Annotated in this window: 14 protein-coding genes; 2 read left to right on the top strand and 12 right to left on the bottom strand. The window is 47.6% G+C overall.

From position 1 onward, the window contains the following. Positions 1-11: 11 nt before the first annotated feature. The 4 genes from RT269_RS08210 to RT269_RS08195 form a co-directional block, all read right to left on the bottom strand. Positions 12-176 (bottom strand): YezD family protein, encoded by a 165-nt coding sequence (locus RT269_RS08210; RefSeq protein WP_084496235.1) that lies wholly within the window; start codon positions 174-176, stop codon positions 12-14. Between the two features lie 632 nt (positions 177-808). After that, positions 809-2,446, bottom strand: coding sequence for a SulP family inorganic anion transporter (locus RT269_RS08205; RefSeq protein ID WP_313181792.1), 1,638 nt, complete (start codon positions 2,444-2,446; stop codon positions 809-811). A gap of 111 nt (positions 2,447-2,557) precedes the next feature. After that, positions 2,558-3,226: a Crp/Fnr family transcriptional regulator gene (locus RT269_RS08200; RefSeq protein ID WP_313181791.1), complete on the bottom strand. Its 669-nt coding sequence runs from the start codon at positions 3,224-3,226 to the stop codon at positions 2,558-2,560. Between the two features lie 20 nt (positions 3,227-3,246). After that, positions 3,247-4,986 carry a restriction endonuclease FokI C-terminal domain-containing protein gene (locus RT269_RS08195; RefSeq protein ID WP_313181789.1) on the bottom strand — a complete coding sequence of 580 codons (1,740 nt, stop codon included), beginning with the start codon at positions 4,984-4,986 and terminating at the stop codon, positions 3,247-3,249. 173 nt (positions 4,987-5,159) lie between these two features. Between RT269_RS08195 and RT269_RS08190 the strand changes: the two genes are divergently transcribed. Next, the gene (locus tag RT269_RS08190; RefSeq protein WP_313181787.1) at positions 5,160-6,320 is read left to right on the top strand and encodes an acyltransferase; all 1,161 of its coding nucleotides are present in this window, start codon (positions 5,160-5,162) and stop codon (positions 6,318-6,320) included. Between the two features lie 3 nt (positions 6,321-6,323). Here RT269_RS08190 and RT269_RS08185 read toward each other — a convergent pair whose 3' ends face one another. The 5 genes from RT269_RS08185 to RT269_RS08165 form a co-directional block, all read right to left on the bottom strand. Further along, complete coding sequence (locus tag RT269_RS08185; protein ID WP_313181786.1) at positions 6,324-7,481, bottom strand: DUF4317 domain-containing protein; 1,158 nt, start codon at positions 7,479-7,481, stop codon at positions 6,324-6,326. 129 nt (positions 7,482-7,610) lie between these two features. Then, a complete protein-coding gene (locus tag RT269_RS08180) occupies positions 7,611-7,985 on the bottom strand; it encodes a desulfoferrodoxin family protein (protein ID WP_313181784.1) in 375 nt (124 codons plus the stop codon). A gap of 104 nt (positions 7,986-8,089) precedes the next feature. Next, positions 8,090-8,854, bottom strand: a complete 765-nt coding sequence (locus RT269_RS08175; RefSeq protein ID WP_313181783.1) for a response regulator transcription factor — start codon at positions 8,852-8,854, stop codon at positions 8,090-8,092. Next, positions 8,847-10,565 (bottom strand): histidine kinase, encoded by a 1,719-nt coding sequence (locus tag RT269_RS08170; protein WP_313181781.1) that lies wholly within the window; start codon positions 10,563-10,565, stop codon positions 8,847-8,849. The genes RT269_RS08175 and RT269_RS08170 overlap by 8 nt, the downstream gene beginning before the upstream one ends. Beyond that, entirely contained in the window at positions 10,562-11,626 is a 1,065-nt protein-coding gene (locus tag RT269_RS08165) for an extracellular solute-binding protein (RefSeq protein ID WP_313181780.1), read from the bottom strand. The genes RT269_RS08170 and RT269_RS08165 overlap by 4 nt, the downstream gene beginning before the upstream one ends. A 133-nt stretch (positions 11,627-11,759) precedes the next feature. Between RT269_RS08165 and RT269_RS08160 the strand changes: the two genes are divergently transcribed. After that, positions 11,760-12,605 (top strand): hypothetical protein, encoded by an 846-nt coding sequence (locus RT269_RS08160; RefSeq protein ID WP_313181779.1) that lies wholly within the window; start codon positions 11,760-11,762, stop codon positions 12,603-12,605. Positions 12,606-12,678: 73 nt separating this feature from the next. Here RT269_RS08160 and RT269_RS08155 read toward each other — a convergent pair whose 3' ends face one another. The 3 genes from RT269_RS08155 to RT269_RS08145 all read right to left on the bottom strand — a co-directional run bounded on the left by RT269_RS08155 (position 12,679) and on the right by RT269_RS08145 (position 16,916). Then, positions 12,679-14,127 carry a phosphoglucomutase/phosphomannomutase family protein gene (locus RT269_RS08155; protein WP_313181777.1) on the bottom strand — a complete coding sequence of 483 codons (1,449 nt, stop codon included), beginning with the start codon at positions 14,125-14,127 and terminating at the stop codon, positions 12,679-12,681. 63 nt (positions 14,128-14,190) lie between these two features. After that, a complete protein-coding gene (locus RT269_RS08150) occupies positions 14,191-15,843 on the bottom strand; it encodes an ABC transporter permease (RefSeq protein ID WP_313181776.1) in 1,653 nt (550 codons plus the stop codon). Further along, on the bottom strand, positions 15,837-16,916 hold the full coding sequence (locus RT269_RS08145; protein ID WP_313181775.1) for an ABC transporter ATP-binding protein: 1,080 nt from the start codon (positions 16,914-16,916) through the stop codon (positions 15,837-15,839). Before RT269_RS08145 ends, RT269_RS08150 begins: the two co-directional genes overlap by 7 nt. Between the last annotated feature and the right edge of the window lie 85 nt (positions 16,917-17,001).

Below are 17,001 nucleotides of genomic sequence, written 5' to 3'. Positions count from 1 at the left end.
CGGTTGTCCAGTCAGTCCTTTAATCTTATTTTTTCTATTTTTTCGATCTGTACTATTTTTCCATCCTGAATCGTGATGGTAATGGAACCATACTTTACATGGCTGGCCATTTCATGGATCAGCCTGATATATTCTTTCTCAGGATCAGGAGCATTTGAATAGGATATAGGAATCACCTTCTCTCACTTATGGATCGCTGCCGGGCCTGGTTCTTTTCCAAGGCCCTGGTTCTTTTTCTCAGGTGGTTCTTTTTTATATGTATCTGACGCTCTCTATGTACTTTCTGCATCTTCCTGGCCACGCAGATTGGTCCAATGGTGTTACTGATGGATTTTATCATCTATTTCTGTTTATAAAAAAAACAGGCACTATTATAGTACCTGCCAAACTCCTGCTGCCATGGACCAGGTATTCTAATACATACAAAAACCAGCTGTATTCATACACATGCACACAGTTTTACAGCAACAGCAATCCATTTTTTCAAAACCTGCTAAACGATTATTCCTGGTAGAAACCATTGTGTTTTTCATATGAATAACATCCTTTCTTTGTATACCCTATCATATTTATAGGTTTTATATGTATTGATTATAATATCATCTTTTTAGGATGTCAACATTTTTTTCATATTTTTATGACATTTTTTTAACAACTTGTCCATTTTATCTCTATTGACTTACTGTTTCAGACTTCCACTCCCGCTGATCGAGCATAAAAAAGCCGCAAGAAACCAGAGCATTTCTATTACTCTGAATTCTTACGGCACTTTTTCCGACTTATGGGCACTGTTAGCCTGCAGGCATTTTTATAAAGCAGAAGCGCGTATCAATGCATCATCAATACATCCCGCAATATTCTCTCTTCCCATATCCGCTACAAATCCCGCCCGTTCCATCATTGACATAGGCTGCTCGTTTACATGGGATAATACCAGTGTGACGTTTTTTCTTTTTAAGCTGCTGTAAAGCTTTTTCAAACTTTTTAATGCAGTTGTATCCATGGCCGGAACGCTGCGCATACGAAGGATCAGCACTCTCTTTCCATCTTCCAAGACAACCTTTGATATCTTATCGGCGGCTCCAAAGAACATCGGTCCATTGATTTCAAATACGGCCACATGCCCCGGAACTGGCTTTAAGTCAATTCGGTCTCCATCATGATCCTCTTCATCCTCCAGATACTTCCAGCCATTGACCTCGGCCACATCTGCCATCCGCTTCATGAACAGCAAAGAAGCGATGACCAGGCCAACGCCGATTGCCATAACCAGATCAAATGCCACCGTCAGGACAAACGATACCAAAAGCACCGACCAATCACTTTTGGGGGAGGTTTTTACAATCGTAACAAACTCTCTCCACTCGCTCATATTGTAAGCAACCATAAACAGAATCGCTGCAATGGCCGGCATGGGGATAAGAGCTGCATAGGGCATGAGGAATATGAGGATCAGCAGCAGAAGTACCGCATGAACCATTCCGGCCACAGGAGTCCTTCCCCCGTTTTTAACGTTGGCGGCTGTCCGCGCAATGGCGCCGGTCGCAGGGATTCCTCCAAACAGGGCGGAGAAGGTATTTCCGACTCCCTGGGCAATCAGCTCCATATTGGAATTGTGTCTGCTGCCTATCATACCGTCAGCCACAACGCAGGACAGCAATGATTCAATGGCGGCTAACACCGCAATGGTCACTGCATCGGGCATGACCTTTCCCATCATGGCAAAAGACAGCCTTGGTATATGCAGTTCCGGAAGTCTTGGAGAGATGGTATACAGATCCCCAATCGTATGAACCGGAAGCTCCAGTACCTTTACCAAAACAGCAGTCAGAATAACTGCAATCAAGGATGGGGGTACCTTTTTAAAATATCTTGGCCAGATGATAAGTACGGCAAGAGCGATCATTCCTATAGCCAATGCCATAGGGTTAAGGGTTCCGATGGTGCGCACCACCTGCTCCAGCTTTTCCATGGTCTCCACCGGTGCCTTTTCAAAGGTAAGACCGAGAAAATCCTTTATCTGGCCGATAAAAATAGTCACCGCAATGCCAGCGGTGAACCCGGTTGTAATGGTATACGGAATAAAACGTATCAGGCTTCCCAGCCGTAAAAACCCCATGATCACAAGGAGAATCCCGGCCATAATGGTTGCCGCAGCCAGGCCGTCAAGCCCGTTTTTTAAAACGATTCCGGCTACAATGGATGCAAATGCTGCCGTAGGCCCTGCGATCTGAACCTTGCTGCCGCCTAAAAAAGAGATGACAAAGCCTGCAACAATGGCTGTGTAAAGCCCCTGCTCCGGTGTCACACCGGAAGCCAGGGCAAGGGCGATGGAAAGGGGCAGAGCAATGATCGCCACGATGATCCCTGAAATGACATCCTTTACAAACTTCTCCCTTGTGTAATGCTTCATTGATAAAAAAAACTGTGGGATAATATCCTTCATCTTTCCTGTTCCTCTGTATATATAAATTTTTTATAAACTTTTTATAATATAACTGTGAAAAGAGAAGAATGCAAGGAAATTTCCCATGTTTTTCAAATAGTACAAGGATTTCTACCGCAGGCTGTCCGCAGCAAGCAGCTCCAGACCCTTTTCATTAAGCAGCTCCACGTTTCCCCTGGTGAGCTTTACCAGATGATCTGCCTGGAACAAACGCAAAAGCCGGGTGACCACTTCTCTTGCAGTTCCCAGGTGATGGGCAATCTGCTCATGAGTGATGGAAAGCTCACTGGAACCGTTAAGCCTGCCCTCTTCTAAAAGAAAAGCAGCCAGACGGCCATCCATTTTCTTATTTAAGACCTGATCCATCAGCCACATGACATCGGAAAAACGGGAAGCCATCAGCTCATTGGTAAAATTAGAGACAACTGCCGACTGCTCCATCAGCGTCTTATAAACTTCCGGAGGGATCACAGAAACCACGCAGTCCTGCTCCGCTTCCACCGTCACATCGAATTGAATGTTTTTAACCATACAGGGACCGGTAAAAAGGCAGATATCCCGCTCAAGCAGACGGTAAAGCGTCAGCTCCCGCCCCTCATCCGATAACATGAAAACCCTTAGCTGCCCTGCGGTCACAAGCAAAAGCCCGCTGCAGCCGTCAGCACCGCCATGGACCAGCATTCCCTTTTCAAACCTGGCTTCCCTGGCCTTTTCTTTTAAGAGCATTCTCTGTTTCTCTGTCAGCTTATTCCAGAAAGGAAGGTATTCTCCCAACACCATATCATCAAACCTCCATGTGCCTAAGAACGTTGCAGCACAATCTCATCATTGCAGTCAAAAAGCTTAAAACATTCTTTATAACCCAGTCTTCCAGACTTCAGTTCTTCCGCCATCAAAAGGAGATTCATGGAATTGACTGCGGCTCCGTAAATCCCGGAACGCATCCGGATGTTCTCGAGCCTTTCCTTAAATCCGCCGGTAAAGGCCCCGGAAACAAATGCAAAGTGGTAGTGGATCACATCTTTGTCAAAGATCTCCCACCACTTATTGGGATTAAGCTTCTCATTCCGTTCTTTATTTTCCTCAATATAACGGTACATCTCATCAGCCTGCTTGATGGGAAGGGAATACCCCTTTCCATAAGCCTTATTATCAATGATCAGCCCATCTTCTCCATAATATACGCACACATCCGGCTTTCTGGTATCGCCAAGCCTGGCTCCCTTAAAGTTAAGTTCTCCTGTCAGAAGCTGGGCGGTCTGTATCTCATAATCCCGGTCAGAAGTGCCGTCAAATCCTAAATCCAAAAGGATCAGATACCTATGATCCACATGGTTCAAATGGGATCTTAAATAATCCTTGCACAGGGACACCTCTGATTTTACCGGTACCGGCCCATGGCTCTTAGAAGGCAGTTCAAGACCGGTAATCTCATCCATGATCCGATAGGTATTTCCTGTCTTTTTCACATGAAGCCCAATATTTTCAAAGCTTCGGAGGTCATCGAGAATCGTCTCCTCCTCCTCTTCCATACCCATGCCTTTTAAATACTCCTTTACCTGCAAAGGGGAGCGGTAGGCTCCTTCCAGGCATTTTATGATATGGGTCCGCCGGTTGCGTAAATATTCCCGGTCAGCTACCTTGGTAGCCAGCATATCCCACATCACCCGTTTGGGAATCTTGGGAAATCTTGAAACTCCTGTGACATGTTTTAATATGGTCCTTCCCTTTAACGTCAGCTGATAAGACTGGGGAATGGTTCCGGTGCAGGTCAGGCCCCCAATCGAAACAGTTACCTCTTTTGGCACCTTGTTGATCCAGCCCATCTGTAAAAGCCAGCTGCAGATGGTCCGGACGTATTTATCGCTGGTTCCTTCCGTATCCTGAAGAAGCTTTGTCCTTTCTTCCCTGGATTCTGCTTCCGTCAGTCCCTGCAGGATCATGTACTGGGGAATGGAGGTGAAGCCTGCCTCCCCGATGAAGCCAAGTCTTGCTCCCATCTCAAACTTTGTCAGATGACCTTCTTCCCCCAACAGGGAAAGCACCCGGCATACGGGCGGATAGGAAAGCAATGCGGTCTTTAATGCGCCGGCTTCTTCCTCACTTCCTGCGGACGCCTCCGCATATTGGCGCCCCAGGGGGGACAGGGAACAAACATCATCGTTCCGGCTGTAATAGAGAAAACCAATGCTTACCGCCCATCTTAGAAAGGAATCTGCAGGCCAGTCGCTTTGGTATTCCTTCCGCTGCCCTGGCAGAACTGCCTGGATAATCCCGGAACAGGGGGCATTGCTCCTTGTATAGCCCACAGGTGTCCCCTTTCCCTTTAAATGGGTATAAGGAATGGTAATCTCCTCACCGCTCAATTCCCGTATAAACTCATCTCTCCCGTCTTTTTCCGATATGAGCCTGGGGATTTTATCCATGCGCAGGATCCTGTTGATCTCTGAATCCGGCACGAACGCGGATACCACATTTTTTAAGTTATCCAGGGTATAGGCCTCCTGTACCCAGCCAAATGTCCGATCTGCCACTGTCATTTCCTCTCTGTACGTTTCCTTTTTCTTAAGTATATCATAGCCTCCCGGGATTGACCACGTAATTTTCCATGGAACACCCACAGGGTTTGGTTTGTGATGACCGGTTTCCTGTGATATAATGGTGGAAACTCAAGCCTTCGCGAGAATAACAGGACCGGAAAGGAACAGAACTTATGGGGAAATTACAGATGACAATACTGGCATTTATTGCGATTTCCTGCTGCATTCATATCAGGCGGCAGCTTAAGGACAGAGATTACATCAAACATCTGTTTTTAGGAAATGATGCCGGAAAAAGCAGGATTCTCTATCTGGATTATGTCCGTCTTATTGCTGCTCTTTTTGTTATTTTAGTCCACTGCCTGGATTTTTCCACAGCCGGACTTACCGCCGGGACCAAAGAATGGGTGGCGGTGCAGTCCCTTTCTTCCATTCTTCTGGTCTGCAACACGCTGTTTATCATGAACAGCGGCGCTTTGATCTTAAGGGAGCAAAGAGACAGCCTGGCTGTTTTTTACTATAAAAGATTCCTTCAGGTGGCCCTTCCCTTTTTTTGCTACTACTGTATTTATATCCTGCTCTCCTGCCAGTATTTCAATTCCGGCTTTATAAGCGGAATTTTTAAGGCCATAAAGGATATGGCGGCTGGCCCGATTGGATGGGCACCTCATTTATGGGTGATCTATGTCATTTTGTCTCTGTATCTCCTGGCTCCATTTTTCAGCATCCTTTTAAAGCATCTAAACCACTCCATGCTTCACGGACTGGCGGTTTTAATCCTTCTCTTCCGCTGTCTGGCGGTTTATCTGCCTGCTATGGGCCTTCCTATAAACTTTGAGCTTATGATCAGCCCATGGGAAGGGGTGTTTTTACTTGGCTACTACTTTGCACACCCCATTTCCTTAAAATACAGGAAAATCTGGTGGGGACTTGGCTTCGCAGCCTGCTTATTTACCGTCCTCTGTACTGCCCTGCGGCCTGATTACAAGGCCATCCTATTGGCAGAAGGCGCTCCGGCCATGATCCTCTTGGCAGCCTCGGTCTTTCTTATGCTCCGTTCCCTGGAAAGCCGGCTTCCAAAGCCTGGGATCGTGATGAACTTCTTAATCCGGCACAGCTATTCCATCCTGCTGGTACACTGGGCCGTACTCTATTTTGTCAGGGAGCGGCTCCATAACTCCGGACTTGCTTTCGGAATGGCAGGCAGCACTCTGCTTTCCTTTCTTCTGGTTCTGGTTTTGTCAGCCGCAGCGGCATTTCTCTTTGACCAGACCGTAGTTCTTTGTATCCAGACCCTTTTTAAACGTCTGGTCCATCCATTAAGGAGCCGGTGAGTGTTACTCTTCCGGCTCCATTGTTCTATCTGCTGCTATGGGCCTTACCGTGATTCCGTTGATTTCCACATGCTCACTGATGCCGATGACGATGCATGGCCGGCCGTCGATCATCCGGTTTTCCACCAGATGGGTTTTATCAGGCGCTACCTTGATGCTTACATCCGTTGTCTTGATCTCAAAGCTTCTGGTATTAACCACATTGGAAGCGATAAAGGGAGGCACAGACGTTTCTTCGTTTTCGCTGTAACGCTGCTCAAACTCCTCAAGCTTCTCCTGGCTGGCTCCGTTGTTCTCCAACAGCCGTTTCATCTGATACTTGTCCAGGGTAAAGGGAGCCGGTTCATCCTTTGTTTCTTCAAGAATCTCATTTAAATTTTCGTGAAGGCTCTTAACCGTTTCAAAATCGCAGTTATCTCCCAGAGTTTCCTCCACAAGTGCCTGGAACGTTTCTTTCTGGCTCTTGGCTGACATGGGTATCACACAGCCAAGCAGCTCATCAATTAAGCGTTCCGGCATCTGCTCCGGGTTTTTGGTATAGTATAAAAGGCTGTGAATATCCGTATTCCGGTCGGTAAATGCCGGGAATAAAAAGCCGGTATCAGGAGCCTCCACGATCCAGTCCCTGCTGCGGTTTTCGATTACGTTAGACTCGGAATTGTAACAAAGGCCTGCCTTTGACAGTTTTACCGGGCAGACGGAGCACTGGATGAATTCATAAACAAAATCAGAGGCATCATCCATTTCAAGGCCATCAGAGGACCTTGCGGGAATATCATAGGCACAATGAATGAGGATGATGTAAAAATTTTCGCCGTAGTCGTAGCTTGCGATCACCTTATCATAAAATTCCTCGATCAGTGCATCATCCTTTAACTGGCTGTCCCGGAGCTTTAATAGAAAGTTCTGGGTTCCGCCCTCAGCTTCCGTATGTAAGGGAAATTCCATATTGACCATGTTCTTGCCGATCGTCCCTGACAGACCGCTTCTAAAGATGGTAAAATATTTAAACGCTTCTTCTTCCGGGAGGGATAAAAATGCCTCCTTAATCTCTGTTCTTTTGTTCTTTTCCGCGTCCACATAACAGCCACAGATACGGCTGATGGCACAGTTAGCAGGAGTAAAAAGTTTCTTTATTTCGTTAGCTTCTTTCTTATTCATTCTACGGCTTCTCCTATCCTAAAGTAAAACTTCAGAATTAATACTAGAGCAAATCGGGGCAGATGTCAATCATTGGTATTGCTAAAAAAAAGCTCACAGACCATCAGGTCCATGAGCTTTTCAACTTTTTTATTTATCTGCTTTCCATAATCCGTGAAGATTACAGTATTCGTATGCAGCAACTACTTCATCTTCGTCGCAAAGCATGAATTCAGCCACTGGTTTATCACCTGGATTCAATATCTTTCTCTGATTGCCCTGCTTGGTCTCTAATGCGATCCAACCGATGAAATGTTCAGGAAGCATTGGATGTTCAACAGAACCAACTGTAACTTTTACATGCTGACCGTCAATCTCAATAACCGGAACGTGCTTCTCAGTTGCAGCATCTGTTGTATTGGCTACCAATTCGTGCATATTTTCTCCACAGCACGTAATGGTACCGCCCTTTTCCTCTACAACCGCTACAATATTACCGCAACGGTTACACTTTAAAAACTTCATAGCAATAACCTCCTTCGTCTTTTGAATCTTTATTGAATTATATTCTCATTATACCATATTTACCATTTATTTACAATAGAATTAAGCCGGCAAACAAAACCCTCTCATTTGCCGCATCTTTCCTGATATTCCGAAGGCGATACTCCCAAAAGCTTTTTAAACTGTGCACTGAAATAGGCGGTGTCCGAATACCCCACCTGGTCCGCCACCTCATAAACCTTGACCCGGCAGTCCTTTAGCAGGGACATGGCTACCTGCATCCGGTAAAACGTAAGATAGCTGGTAAATGTATAATCCGTTTCCTTTTTTAACACACGGCTCAAATATCCTTCGCTGATTTCCAAGTATTCCGCCACCGTACTGATGGTGATGTTCTCCTGATAATGCATCCGGATGTACCGGATGGCCTCAGCCACATATTTGTTCTTGGATTTCTTGTCCGCATGAAACAAAAGCACCGGTGCCAAAACCTCTCCTGCCTCCTTTTCCTTCCCCTGCTCGATTTGGTTCCGGATATGCAGGATGGCCTGTTCCAAATCTCCATCCTTTAAGGGCTTTAAGAGGTAATCACTGACCCCTAACCGCAACGCGCTTTGGGCGTACTTAAAATCCCCGTAAGCAGTCAGGATAATGAACTTCGCTCTGCACCCTTCTTCCCGAAGTTTGGTGATCATCTCCACCCCGTCCATGCGGGGCATCTTCACATCTGTCACGATAATGTCCGGGGAAAGCCGGTTTGCCAGGCTGGCCCCTTCCTCCCCGTTAGCAGCCTCGCCCGCTATCACACAGTCCAGAGCCGCCCAGTTAATGGTCAAAATGATTCCCCGGCGGACCATCGTCTCATCTTCCACAACTATGACTTTATACATCCGTCACCTCCCTCTGGACCGGCAGCCTTAAGGCAATGGTGGTTCCCTCCTTTGTCACTTCCGCCCGGATCCCATATTCCTGTCCGTAATAAATTTTCAGTATACGGATCACATTATAAAGCCCTAAGTGTCCATCCCTTTTCACAGGATTGTCACTGTTGATCCAGTCCACCATTTCCTTATCCATCCCGCACCCGTCATCCGTAATGGATATGCTTAATACTTCATCTTTCTGATCCGCAAAAATACAGATGTATCCGTTCTCACACCCATCAAGCCCATGGATGATGGCGTTCTCCACCAATGGCTGCAAAAACATTCTTGGCACCATGCAGTCCTCCAAATGGTCCGGTATCTCGGTTTCATAGAGGAAGCGTCCCGTAAAACGGATTTTTTGGATCTGGATGTAGCTTTCAATGGTTTCTAATTCCTCCCTCAAGGTGATGAAAGGCCGGCTGGATATACTTCTTCGAAGGATCACCGCCAGATTCTCCGCCAATATGGCGATTTCCGGGATCTGGTTGATCCTGGCATTCCACTTAATCGTATCCAGGGTATTATAGAGAAAATGAGGGTTCAGCTGGGTCTGATACAGTTTAATGGTGGTCTTATTTAAATCCTTCTGCTTTTGAACCGTGTCCTCTAAGTATTTCTGTAAGTCGCCTGTCATCTGGTTAAAGCTTTCCGTCAGCCTTCCCAGCTCATCCTGCCGGTTTGTATGAATGCGGATGGATAAATCCCCTCTTTTCACCTTTGCCATAGCCTTATCCAGCTGGCTCACCGGCTGGGCAATGCCTCTTGAGAGGGCACCGGAAATCATCAGGCAGAGTACCAGACCCAGAGCCGATAAAAGTATGCTTACCGTTCCCATGGTGCGGATGGCCTCGGCACTGATTGGTGCGGAACGTCTTAATATGACGTAGATCCCCTGGGAAGGTTCCCTGGTCCATAAATATCTGGTATACACTCCTCTTCCCTTTTCTCCCTCATGTCCTGATACTCCATGAAAGATGATGTCATTGATCTCCTTTTCCCCATACTCCGGGCTGGAACAGTAAATGGGCCTTTGATGGGAATCCAGCACCAAAAATGTATCCCCGGAAGAATAGAAGCCATTTAGCAGATTGTCAAAGTTTTCACGGGAAAAATCAAGGACCACATATCCGGTTCTTGCTCCATGGGAATTTTCCAGGGAATAGGCTCCCTGCATCAGAATATTTTTATCCGTTCCCGGAAGATAGGGATCCGTCCTGTAATAGGTGATCCCCCTCGCCTCCTGGGCCTTCTTTAAAAGCCCCCAGCGGATGGGGAGGGAACTGTTTTTTGAAGCAGTATCCGTTGTAAAACGAAGTTTTCCGCCAGAATCATAAATGCTGAACTGGGCGCTGCTGTATATCTCCTGAACCGCCTGATATAAGGACAGATATAAATCCTTCTGCATCTCAATGGCATCCTTATCGATCATCACCCTGGCTGCTGTACCGTCTGCTGTAAAAGTCTCACAGGCCTTCTCACAGTTTTCAAATACCTGGGTCAGTTTTGCGCTTACCTCCTCAAGCTGCCGGTTTCCCTCCACCGCCAGCTGCCGGTTAATGGAAGCTGTAAAAAGCCTGGTAACCACCACGCTTGAAAAGGTAAGAGGCACCAGAGCTACCAGCAGGCATCCCAAAAATACCCGTGTCTTGAAAGAAAACTGACCGAACCACTTCATCCTCCAGTCCTCCTTTTGTACACAGTCAAAACCTTATTCCATTGCTTTTGGATTTCCTTTTTTTCCCGGGAAAGACCCTTTAGATCCATATCTATGATGGGAAGCCTGTTGACAGGGGAAAGTCCTGGCAGAGGAGGTACATCCATCCGCACAGAGCGCCTGTTTAAATCCGAAACAAGGATCCTCTGTGCATCCTTACTGACCGTGAAATCCAAAAAACGCCTGGCCGCCTCCGGATGGGGACAGCCGTTTACAATGGCAGTACCATCCGGCAGCACCGTGGTCCCTTCTTTCGGGTAAATGTAGTCCACATCTGCGCCGCCGGAGCGGAGCGCCTGGGCTGCTCCTTCTATGGTGACTCCCAGGGAATATCTGCCATCCAAAATGCCGGAATTCACCTCCGATAAGCTGGAAAGGCTTCCGTATTCCAGGTTATCTGCCAGCTGCTTCATATAGTCTCCTTCTCCCCGGTACGTATAGGCAGCCGTAGCCAGGGCTGAGGAATAGATGTCCGACAGACCGGGATCCACAAAAGCAACCCTGCCTTTCCATCTTGGCTCAAGCAGGCTGGCCCAGCCCGCTGGCACCTCCCGGTATGTCACCACATTGGTGTTGTACATGATGACTAAGGGGCAGGCGGAAAAGCTGGTCCACTTCCGATCCTCACACCGGAACGCCCCGGCTATGAATGGAATTTCCGGGCTTTCATAAGCCTGCCAGTATTCCTTTTTTTCTTCCAGGGTCTCAATACCTACCCCAAATACCACATCCCATGCTTCCCCGGCATCACCATATGGTCCGCTGCCATCCTCTAATTTTTTTAACAGCTCCTCCAAAGATCCATTTTCCACCTTTACATTAAGGCCTGTACGTTCTTCAAACTCCTTGACAACAGGCTCGCATATCCCTTTTTCCTGAACCGAGTAAACCACCAGATCCGCCTGGGAGTTCATGGGCTGTTCTCCCGTTTCCAGCCGGCAGGAAGACAGCAGGACGCAGCAAATAAGAGACAGCGCGCAGACCGCCGGCCATCTTTTTCTGGTGCTGTCAGAAAGTCTCATAGACGCATCCTCCTCTCCTGTCCGCAATATGGTTTCGTTTTGTCCATTATATCAAAAAAGTGCTTGTTTTGCCATGGGCAGAAGACCATATTTATGGTAAACTTTACCTAATAGACAATTGGAGGTGCCTGCCATGGCCGTACATATCATAGAACAATCCATTATCCCCAAACACATCGGAAGCAGCCTGTGCGAAGATGGGCTCTTTGTAAATGAGAACTTTATCGCTGTAATCGACGGAGTTACAAGCAAGGGGACTCTTACCTGGCCCGAACCCCAGGGAGACCGTCCTGGAAACATGACCAGCGGATGCTACGCCAAAGAAGTACTGCTTGGCGCCTTAAGCACCATGCCTTCCGACATTGACGGAGCCGGCGCCATGGACTATTTAAACCAAGCCCTGGCCAGGGCCTGCCGCTCACGCCGCTCCCTCCTGGAGGAAAAGCCCGAAGAACGCCTGCAGGCAGTTCTCATCCTGTATAGTTTCAGCCGCAGGGAGGTATGGGCCTTTGGTGACTGCCAATGTCTCATCGGCGGTGTCCACCATCAGCAAGTGAAAGCCATTGACAGCCTGCTCTCCCAGGTCAGAAGCCTTTATATTCAAACGGAGCTTCTTTCCGGCCGGACAGAAGCGTCCCTTTCCGGCCACGACACCGGAAGGGAATACATCCTTTCCCTCCTGCGCCGCCAGCTTCTTTTCGCCAATGAGGACTCTGACTATGGATATGATGTATTAAACGGTTTCCCCATTCACTCAAATCATGTCATCATCCATACCATACCCCCGCACTCTCAGCTAGTCCTTGCAAGCGACGGCTATCCCGTTCTTAAGGAGACTCTGGCTGAAAGCGAAGCCGCCCTAAAGGAGCTTATACAAAAAGATCCCCTCTGCTTTCGGGAAAACAAGGGCACCAAAGGGCTGGTTAAGGGAAATGACAGCTTTGATGACCGCACCTATATCCGTTTTGACACTTTATAAAGGAAACACAGAGGGGCTGGTGCAAAATAATAATTACTTTTGCACCAGCCTTTTCCTTTTCCTCTTCCTTTTCCTATCCTTCCTGCAGTCCTAAATATTCCTCAAACAAACTGCACACGCTCACAGAATCTGCCTCTGCTCCCATCTCGCAGAAGATCCTCAGCAACGGCTCTGTGCCGGAGAATCTTGCAATCACCCAGCCGCCGTTTTTAAAATAAACCTTACACCCATCGAGATATGAGATCTTGTCAATCTCAAAAGGCATTTTGGGCAGTTTCCGGTCAATCATGAGAATCCGGTTGATTCTCTCCTTTTCCTCATTGGTAAATCGGTAATCCCGTTCTGCCATATGGATCGCCCCATACTCTCTGCGGATATCTGCTGCAATCTCAGACAGCTTTTTCCCTGATACGGCCATCATTTCTACCAGAAGGGAGGCGGCATAGATTCCATCCTTGCCGTGAATATGTCCCTTAACCGTCAGGCCGCCGGAGGACTCTCCGCCGATGATGGCATCCGTCTCCTGCATTTTCGCGGATACAAACTTAAACCCTACGGGAACCTCGTAGCATTTCTGCCCAAAGCTCTCCGCCACCCGGTCCAGCACATGGGTGGTGGAAAGGCTTCGAATGGGTGGCCCCTTTAAACCCTTGTATTTCAGAAGATAATAATACAGCATCACCAGAATGTTGTTGGCATGGAGATAACGGCCCTGATCGTCAATGACCCCCAGTCTGTCCGCATCTCCATCCGTGGCGATCCCGATATCGCAGTACCGGTCCAGCACATAATTCTGTAAGTTCCGCAGAGTCTGCTCCGTTGGCGCAGGCATTTTTCCGCCAAACAAAGTGTCATGCTGGTCATTAATGGTTTCAATGGTACACCTTGCAACGGAAAGGATGGTGCTTAAGGCCGTAAGGCTCACTCCGTACATGGGGTCAATGGCTACCCGGAAATCCCGGGAGCGTATGGCATCCATATCAATGACGGATATGATATTGTCCAGATACTCATTTAAAGGATTGATTTCCTCTACCACTCCTTTTTTTACAAGCTCAAGATAAGAAGCCGGAGGCATCTTTCCGGCCTCCTCGTGGTTTGGCTCATAGCTCCTCTCCGCTTCCAAAAGATATTTTTCAATATCCTGGGTCTGGATCTCATCTGCATCACGCCCGCCGTAGGTAAACACCTTGACCCCGTTATAAATGGCCGGATTGTGGCTGGCCGTTACCATCATACCGTAGCTCAGCCGGTGCTTCATTACATAAAACATAATAAGTGGTGTGGGAGAACTGCGGTTAACGAAATACACCTTGATTCCCTGCTTCCCAAATATCTCACAGGCCCATATGACTGCCTCTTTCGACAGGAAACGTCTGTCATATCCTATGACAATCCCCTCTTCCTCCACATTTTCCGCTTTCATCTTAAGACTGACGGCAAGTGCCAGCTTCTGGATATTTTCCTTTGTAAAATCTTCTCCGATAATGGCTCTCCAGCCACCGGTACCAAACGTTACCATCCTTCGTATCCCTCCATGTTTTCTAAAAATGCCCAAAGCCTTCCTGTGATAACTTTGGATGGACTATACAACCGAAACCTTTCCCTTGCTTACCTTTAGGAAAATGAGCAGGGATATGACCGTACTGACCGTTAATATGGAAGCCAGTGCCGCCGCCGTACCATAGCTGTTTCGTACAACTTCCGTATAAATGGCCACGGATATGGTACTTGTCTTTCCGCCGTAAAGCATAACGCTGGAGGACAGCTCATTGATGCAGGTGATCCAGCTTAAGATAGCTCCTGACAGAATGCCCGGGGCCATAAGCCTTGCCGTCACCTTGGCAAAGGTTTTCATGGGTGAAACGCCCAGGCTGATGGAGGCCTCTTCCACACTGGGGTCCATCTGCTGCAGGAACGCACTGCCCGACCGTACCGTATAAGGCAGCTTCCTGACAACAAAGGCTATAATCATAATAGCTGCAGTACCCGTAAGGATCATGGGCTGCTTATTGAAGGCCACGATCAGGCTGATGCCCAGTACCGCGCCCGGAATGACAAAGGGGAACATAATGAGAAGATCCATAAGCTGTCCTGCTATCCCTTTCTGACGCACTACGATGTAAGATATCAGCATGCCCAGTAGGATAATGAATACAATGGCTGTGGCAGAGAACACGAACGTATTCCGGATATTGGTCCACAGTCTGTTAAAAATCGTCACATAGCTTTCGATACTGAACCCTTTTTTGAAACCTGTAAAATCGCTTTTTATAAAGCTGCTGACCACCACCACGATCTGAGGAAGGATGCCGATAAATGTTACCAGCATAACCGGCAATGTTACCAGGAAGCGCTTGAAACCGTGAAGCTGCTCTTCCTTAGGCGGTCTCATGGCTGTCATGACATAATTTTTTCTGGTCACAAAATATTTCTGCAGCAAAAGCACCGTAGTCGAGCAGAGTACCACGATCACGGACAGGGCACTGGCTAAATGAGCATTGCCCCCGATCTCACTCATATATTCGTTGTATACCAGCACGGGAAGAACCATATAGCCTTCGCCGATGAGCATTGGCGTGCCGAAATCCGCAAGGCTGGTCATGAATACCATGATGGCTCCCGCTGCGATGGAGGGCAGAATGACCGGTATGGTGATGGTCAAAAGCCTGCGAAGCTTATTGCTTCCCAGATTTTCCGCCGCTTCCTCAAGGCTTGAGTCAATGCTTCCCATTGCCCCTGATGTATATAAGTATACATAAGGAAACAGCTTGAATGTAAAAACAAGAATAATGCCCAGCTTTCCATAGATGCTTGGAAGAAAGATCCCGATGCTTTCAAAAAACCGTGTAACAAAACCAGCACGCCCGAACAGCATGATCCAGCTGTAAGCGCCGATAAACGGCGGACTCATAAGGCTCATAATAATGAATATATGGATAAAACGCTTTCCAAAAACATTATATCTGGACATCAGATAGGCCATGGGCACCCCTACGGCCAAAGTCGTAGCCGTGGTGACAATGGAGACGAACAGGCTTCGCATAAGAGAGGAATAATAATACTTTTTCGTGAAAAACCGGATGTAGTTCTCAAGGGTAAAGCCTTCCACCTTGTTGGAGAAAAAGCTTCGCGTTATCAGGGTGCAGAAAGGGTAAATCAGGAACAGCAGCATGAAGCCTACCACCACCACTTTCACCCAAAACCAGAAGTCAAACTTCCATCCTTTCTTTACCATGATATCACCTCCTGGGTCTTGGCATCGTATACACCTACCGCACTGATATCAAAGTTCACCCGCACTTCCTGACCGTCCGGCCGCAAGTCGCTGGCATCCTTTGTGTATTCATTCAATTGAATGGTCTGCCCGTTGTTCAGCAGGATTTCATACTCAATGAAATCTCCCAGGAAAGTGGAAATGACGATCTTACCGGGAAGGCCTTCCTTTTCATCGAAAAATAACTGCTCCGGCCTTGCGGAAATAATCCCATTACCTTTGAAGGCGGATTTCAGCCTGCAGGTTAAGCTGCATTCCCCCTTAATATTTAATACGGCTTTTTCCGGATCACCTCCATCCACTTCACAGTCAATAAAATTTGATACTCCGATGAATCCGGCTACAAAGGTATTCGCCGGCTTCTTATAGATCTCTTCCGGAGATCCTACCTGCATGATGTTGCCTTCCTTCATGACTGCGATCCGGTCAGAAATAGCCAGAGCTTCCTCCTGATCGTGGGTAACGTAAATGGTGGTGATCCCAAGCCGTCTTTGCAGCTTTTTAATAACCGTTCTCATCTGTACTCTGAGCTTTGCGTCTAAGTTGGATAAGGGTTCATCCATGAGAAGTACCCCCGGCTCAATGACAAAGGCCCTTGCCAGAGCCACCCGCTGCTGCTGGCCGCCGGAAAGCTCATTTGGTTTCCTGTCCTTTAAATTTTTGATCTGTACCAGGTCGAGGGCTTCCTCCACCTTGCGGTCAATCTGATCTTTCGGATATTTTTTTGCTTTCAGACCGTAAGCCACATTCTCCGCCACGGTTAAATGGGGAAAGATGGCGTAGTTCTGGAACACCATGCCGATATCCCTCTTGTGGGCATCCAAGTTGTTGATTACCCTGTCATCAAAGCAAATCTCCCCGCCATCCACAGAATTGAATCCTGCAATCATACGAAGCAGAGTTGTCTTGCCGCATCCGGAGGGACCAAGTAATGTGAAAAATTCCCCCGGCTTCATCTCCAGATCCACCCCATTTAGTGCTGTAAAATCACCGTACTTTTTCACGGCCTGTTTAATAATTACTGCATGGCTCATACCTTTCGTTCCTCCTTATACCTTCGGTGCCTTTCTGTCTGTTACAGGAAAAGACTGTCCTGTCCCCTAAGGGCCGGGACAGTCT

It is taken from the genome of Lacrimispora sp. (genome assembly GCF_032078915.1).
In the GTDB taxonomy this organism is placed as follows: Bacteria; Bacillota; Clostridia; order Lachnospirales; family Lachnospiraceae; genus Lacrimispora.
Note: the sequence above shows the minus strand (reverse complement) of the source record. Positions and strands in the feature narration are given on the sequence as shown.

Bases quoted from the DNA above. Each gene is read 5' to 3' on its own strand.
- RT269_RS08205 (WP_313181792.1), bottom strand. From the start codon at position 2,446: ATGAAGGATATTATCCCACAGTTTTTTTTATCAATGAAGCATTACACA.
- RT269_RS08200 (WP_313181791.1), bottom strand. From the start codon at position 3,226: ATGGTGTTGGGAGAATACCTTCCTTTCTGGAATAAGCTGACAGAGAAA.
- RT269_RS08195 (WP_313181789.1), bottom strand. From the start codon at position 4,986: ATGACAGTGGCAGATCGGACATTTGGCTGGGTACAGGAGGCCTATACC.
- RT269_RS08190 (WP_313181787.1), top strand. From the start codon at position 5,160: ATGGGGAAATTACAGATGACAATACTGGCATTTATTGCGATTTCCTGC.
- RT269_RS08185 (WP_313181786.1), bottom strand. From the start codon at position 7,481: ATGAATAAGAAAGAAGCTAACGAAATAAAGAAACTTTTTACTCCTGCT.
- RT269_RS08180 (WP_313181784.1), bottom strand. From the start codon at position 7,985: ATGAAGTTTTTAAAGTGTAACCGTTGCGGTAATATTGTAGCGGTTGTA.
- RT269_RS08175 (WP_313181783.1), bottom strand. From the start codon at position 8,854: ATGTATAAAGTCATAGTTGTGGAAGATGAGACGATGGTCCGCCGGGGA.
- RT269_RS08170 (WP_313181781.1), bottom strand. From the start codon at position 10,565: ATGAAGTGGTTCGGTCAGTTTTCTTTCAAGACACGGGTATTTTTGGGA.
- RT269_RS08165 (WP_313181780.1), bottom strand. From the start codon at position 11,626: ATGAGACTTTCTGACAGCACCAGAAAAAGATGGCCGGCGGTCTGCGCG.
- RT269_RS08160 (WP_313181779.1), top strand. From the start codon at position 11,760: ATGGCCGTACATATCATAGAACAATCCATTATCCCCAAACACATCGGA.
- RT269_RS08155 (WP_313181777.1), bottom strand. From the start codon at position 14,127: ATGGTAACGTTTGGTACCGGTGGCTGGAGAGCCATTATCGGAGAAGAT.
- RT269_RS08150 (WP_313181776.1), bottom strand. From the start codon at position 15,843: ATGGTAAAGAAAGGATGGAAGTTTGACTTCTGGTTTTGGGTGAAAGTG.
- RT269_RS08145 (WP_313181775.1), bottom strand. From the start codon at position 16,916: ATGAGCCATGCAGTAATTATTAAACAGGCCGTGAAAAAGTACGGTGAT.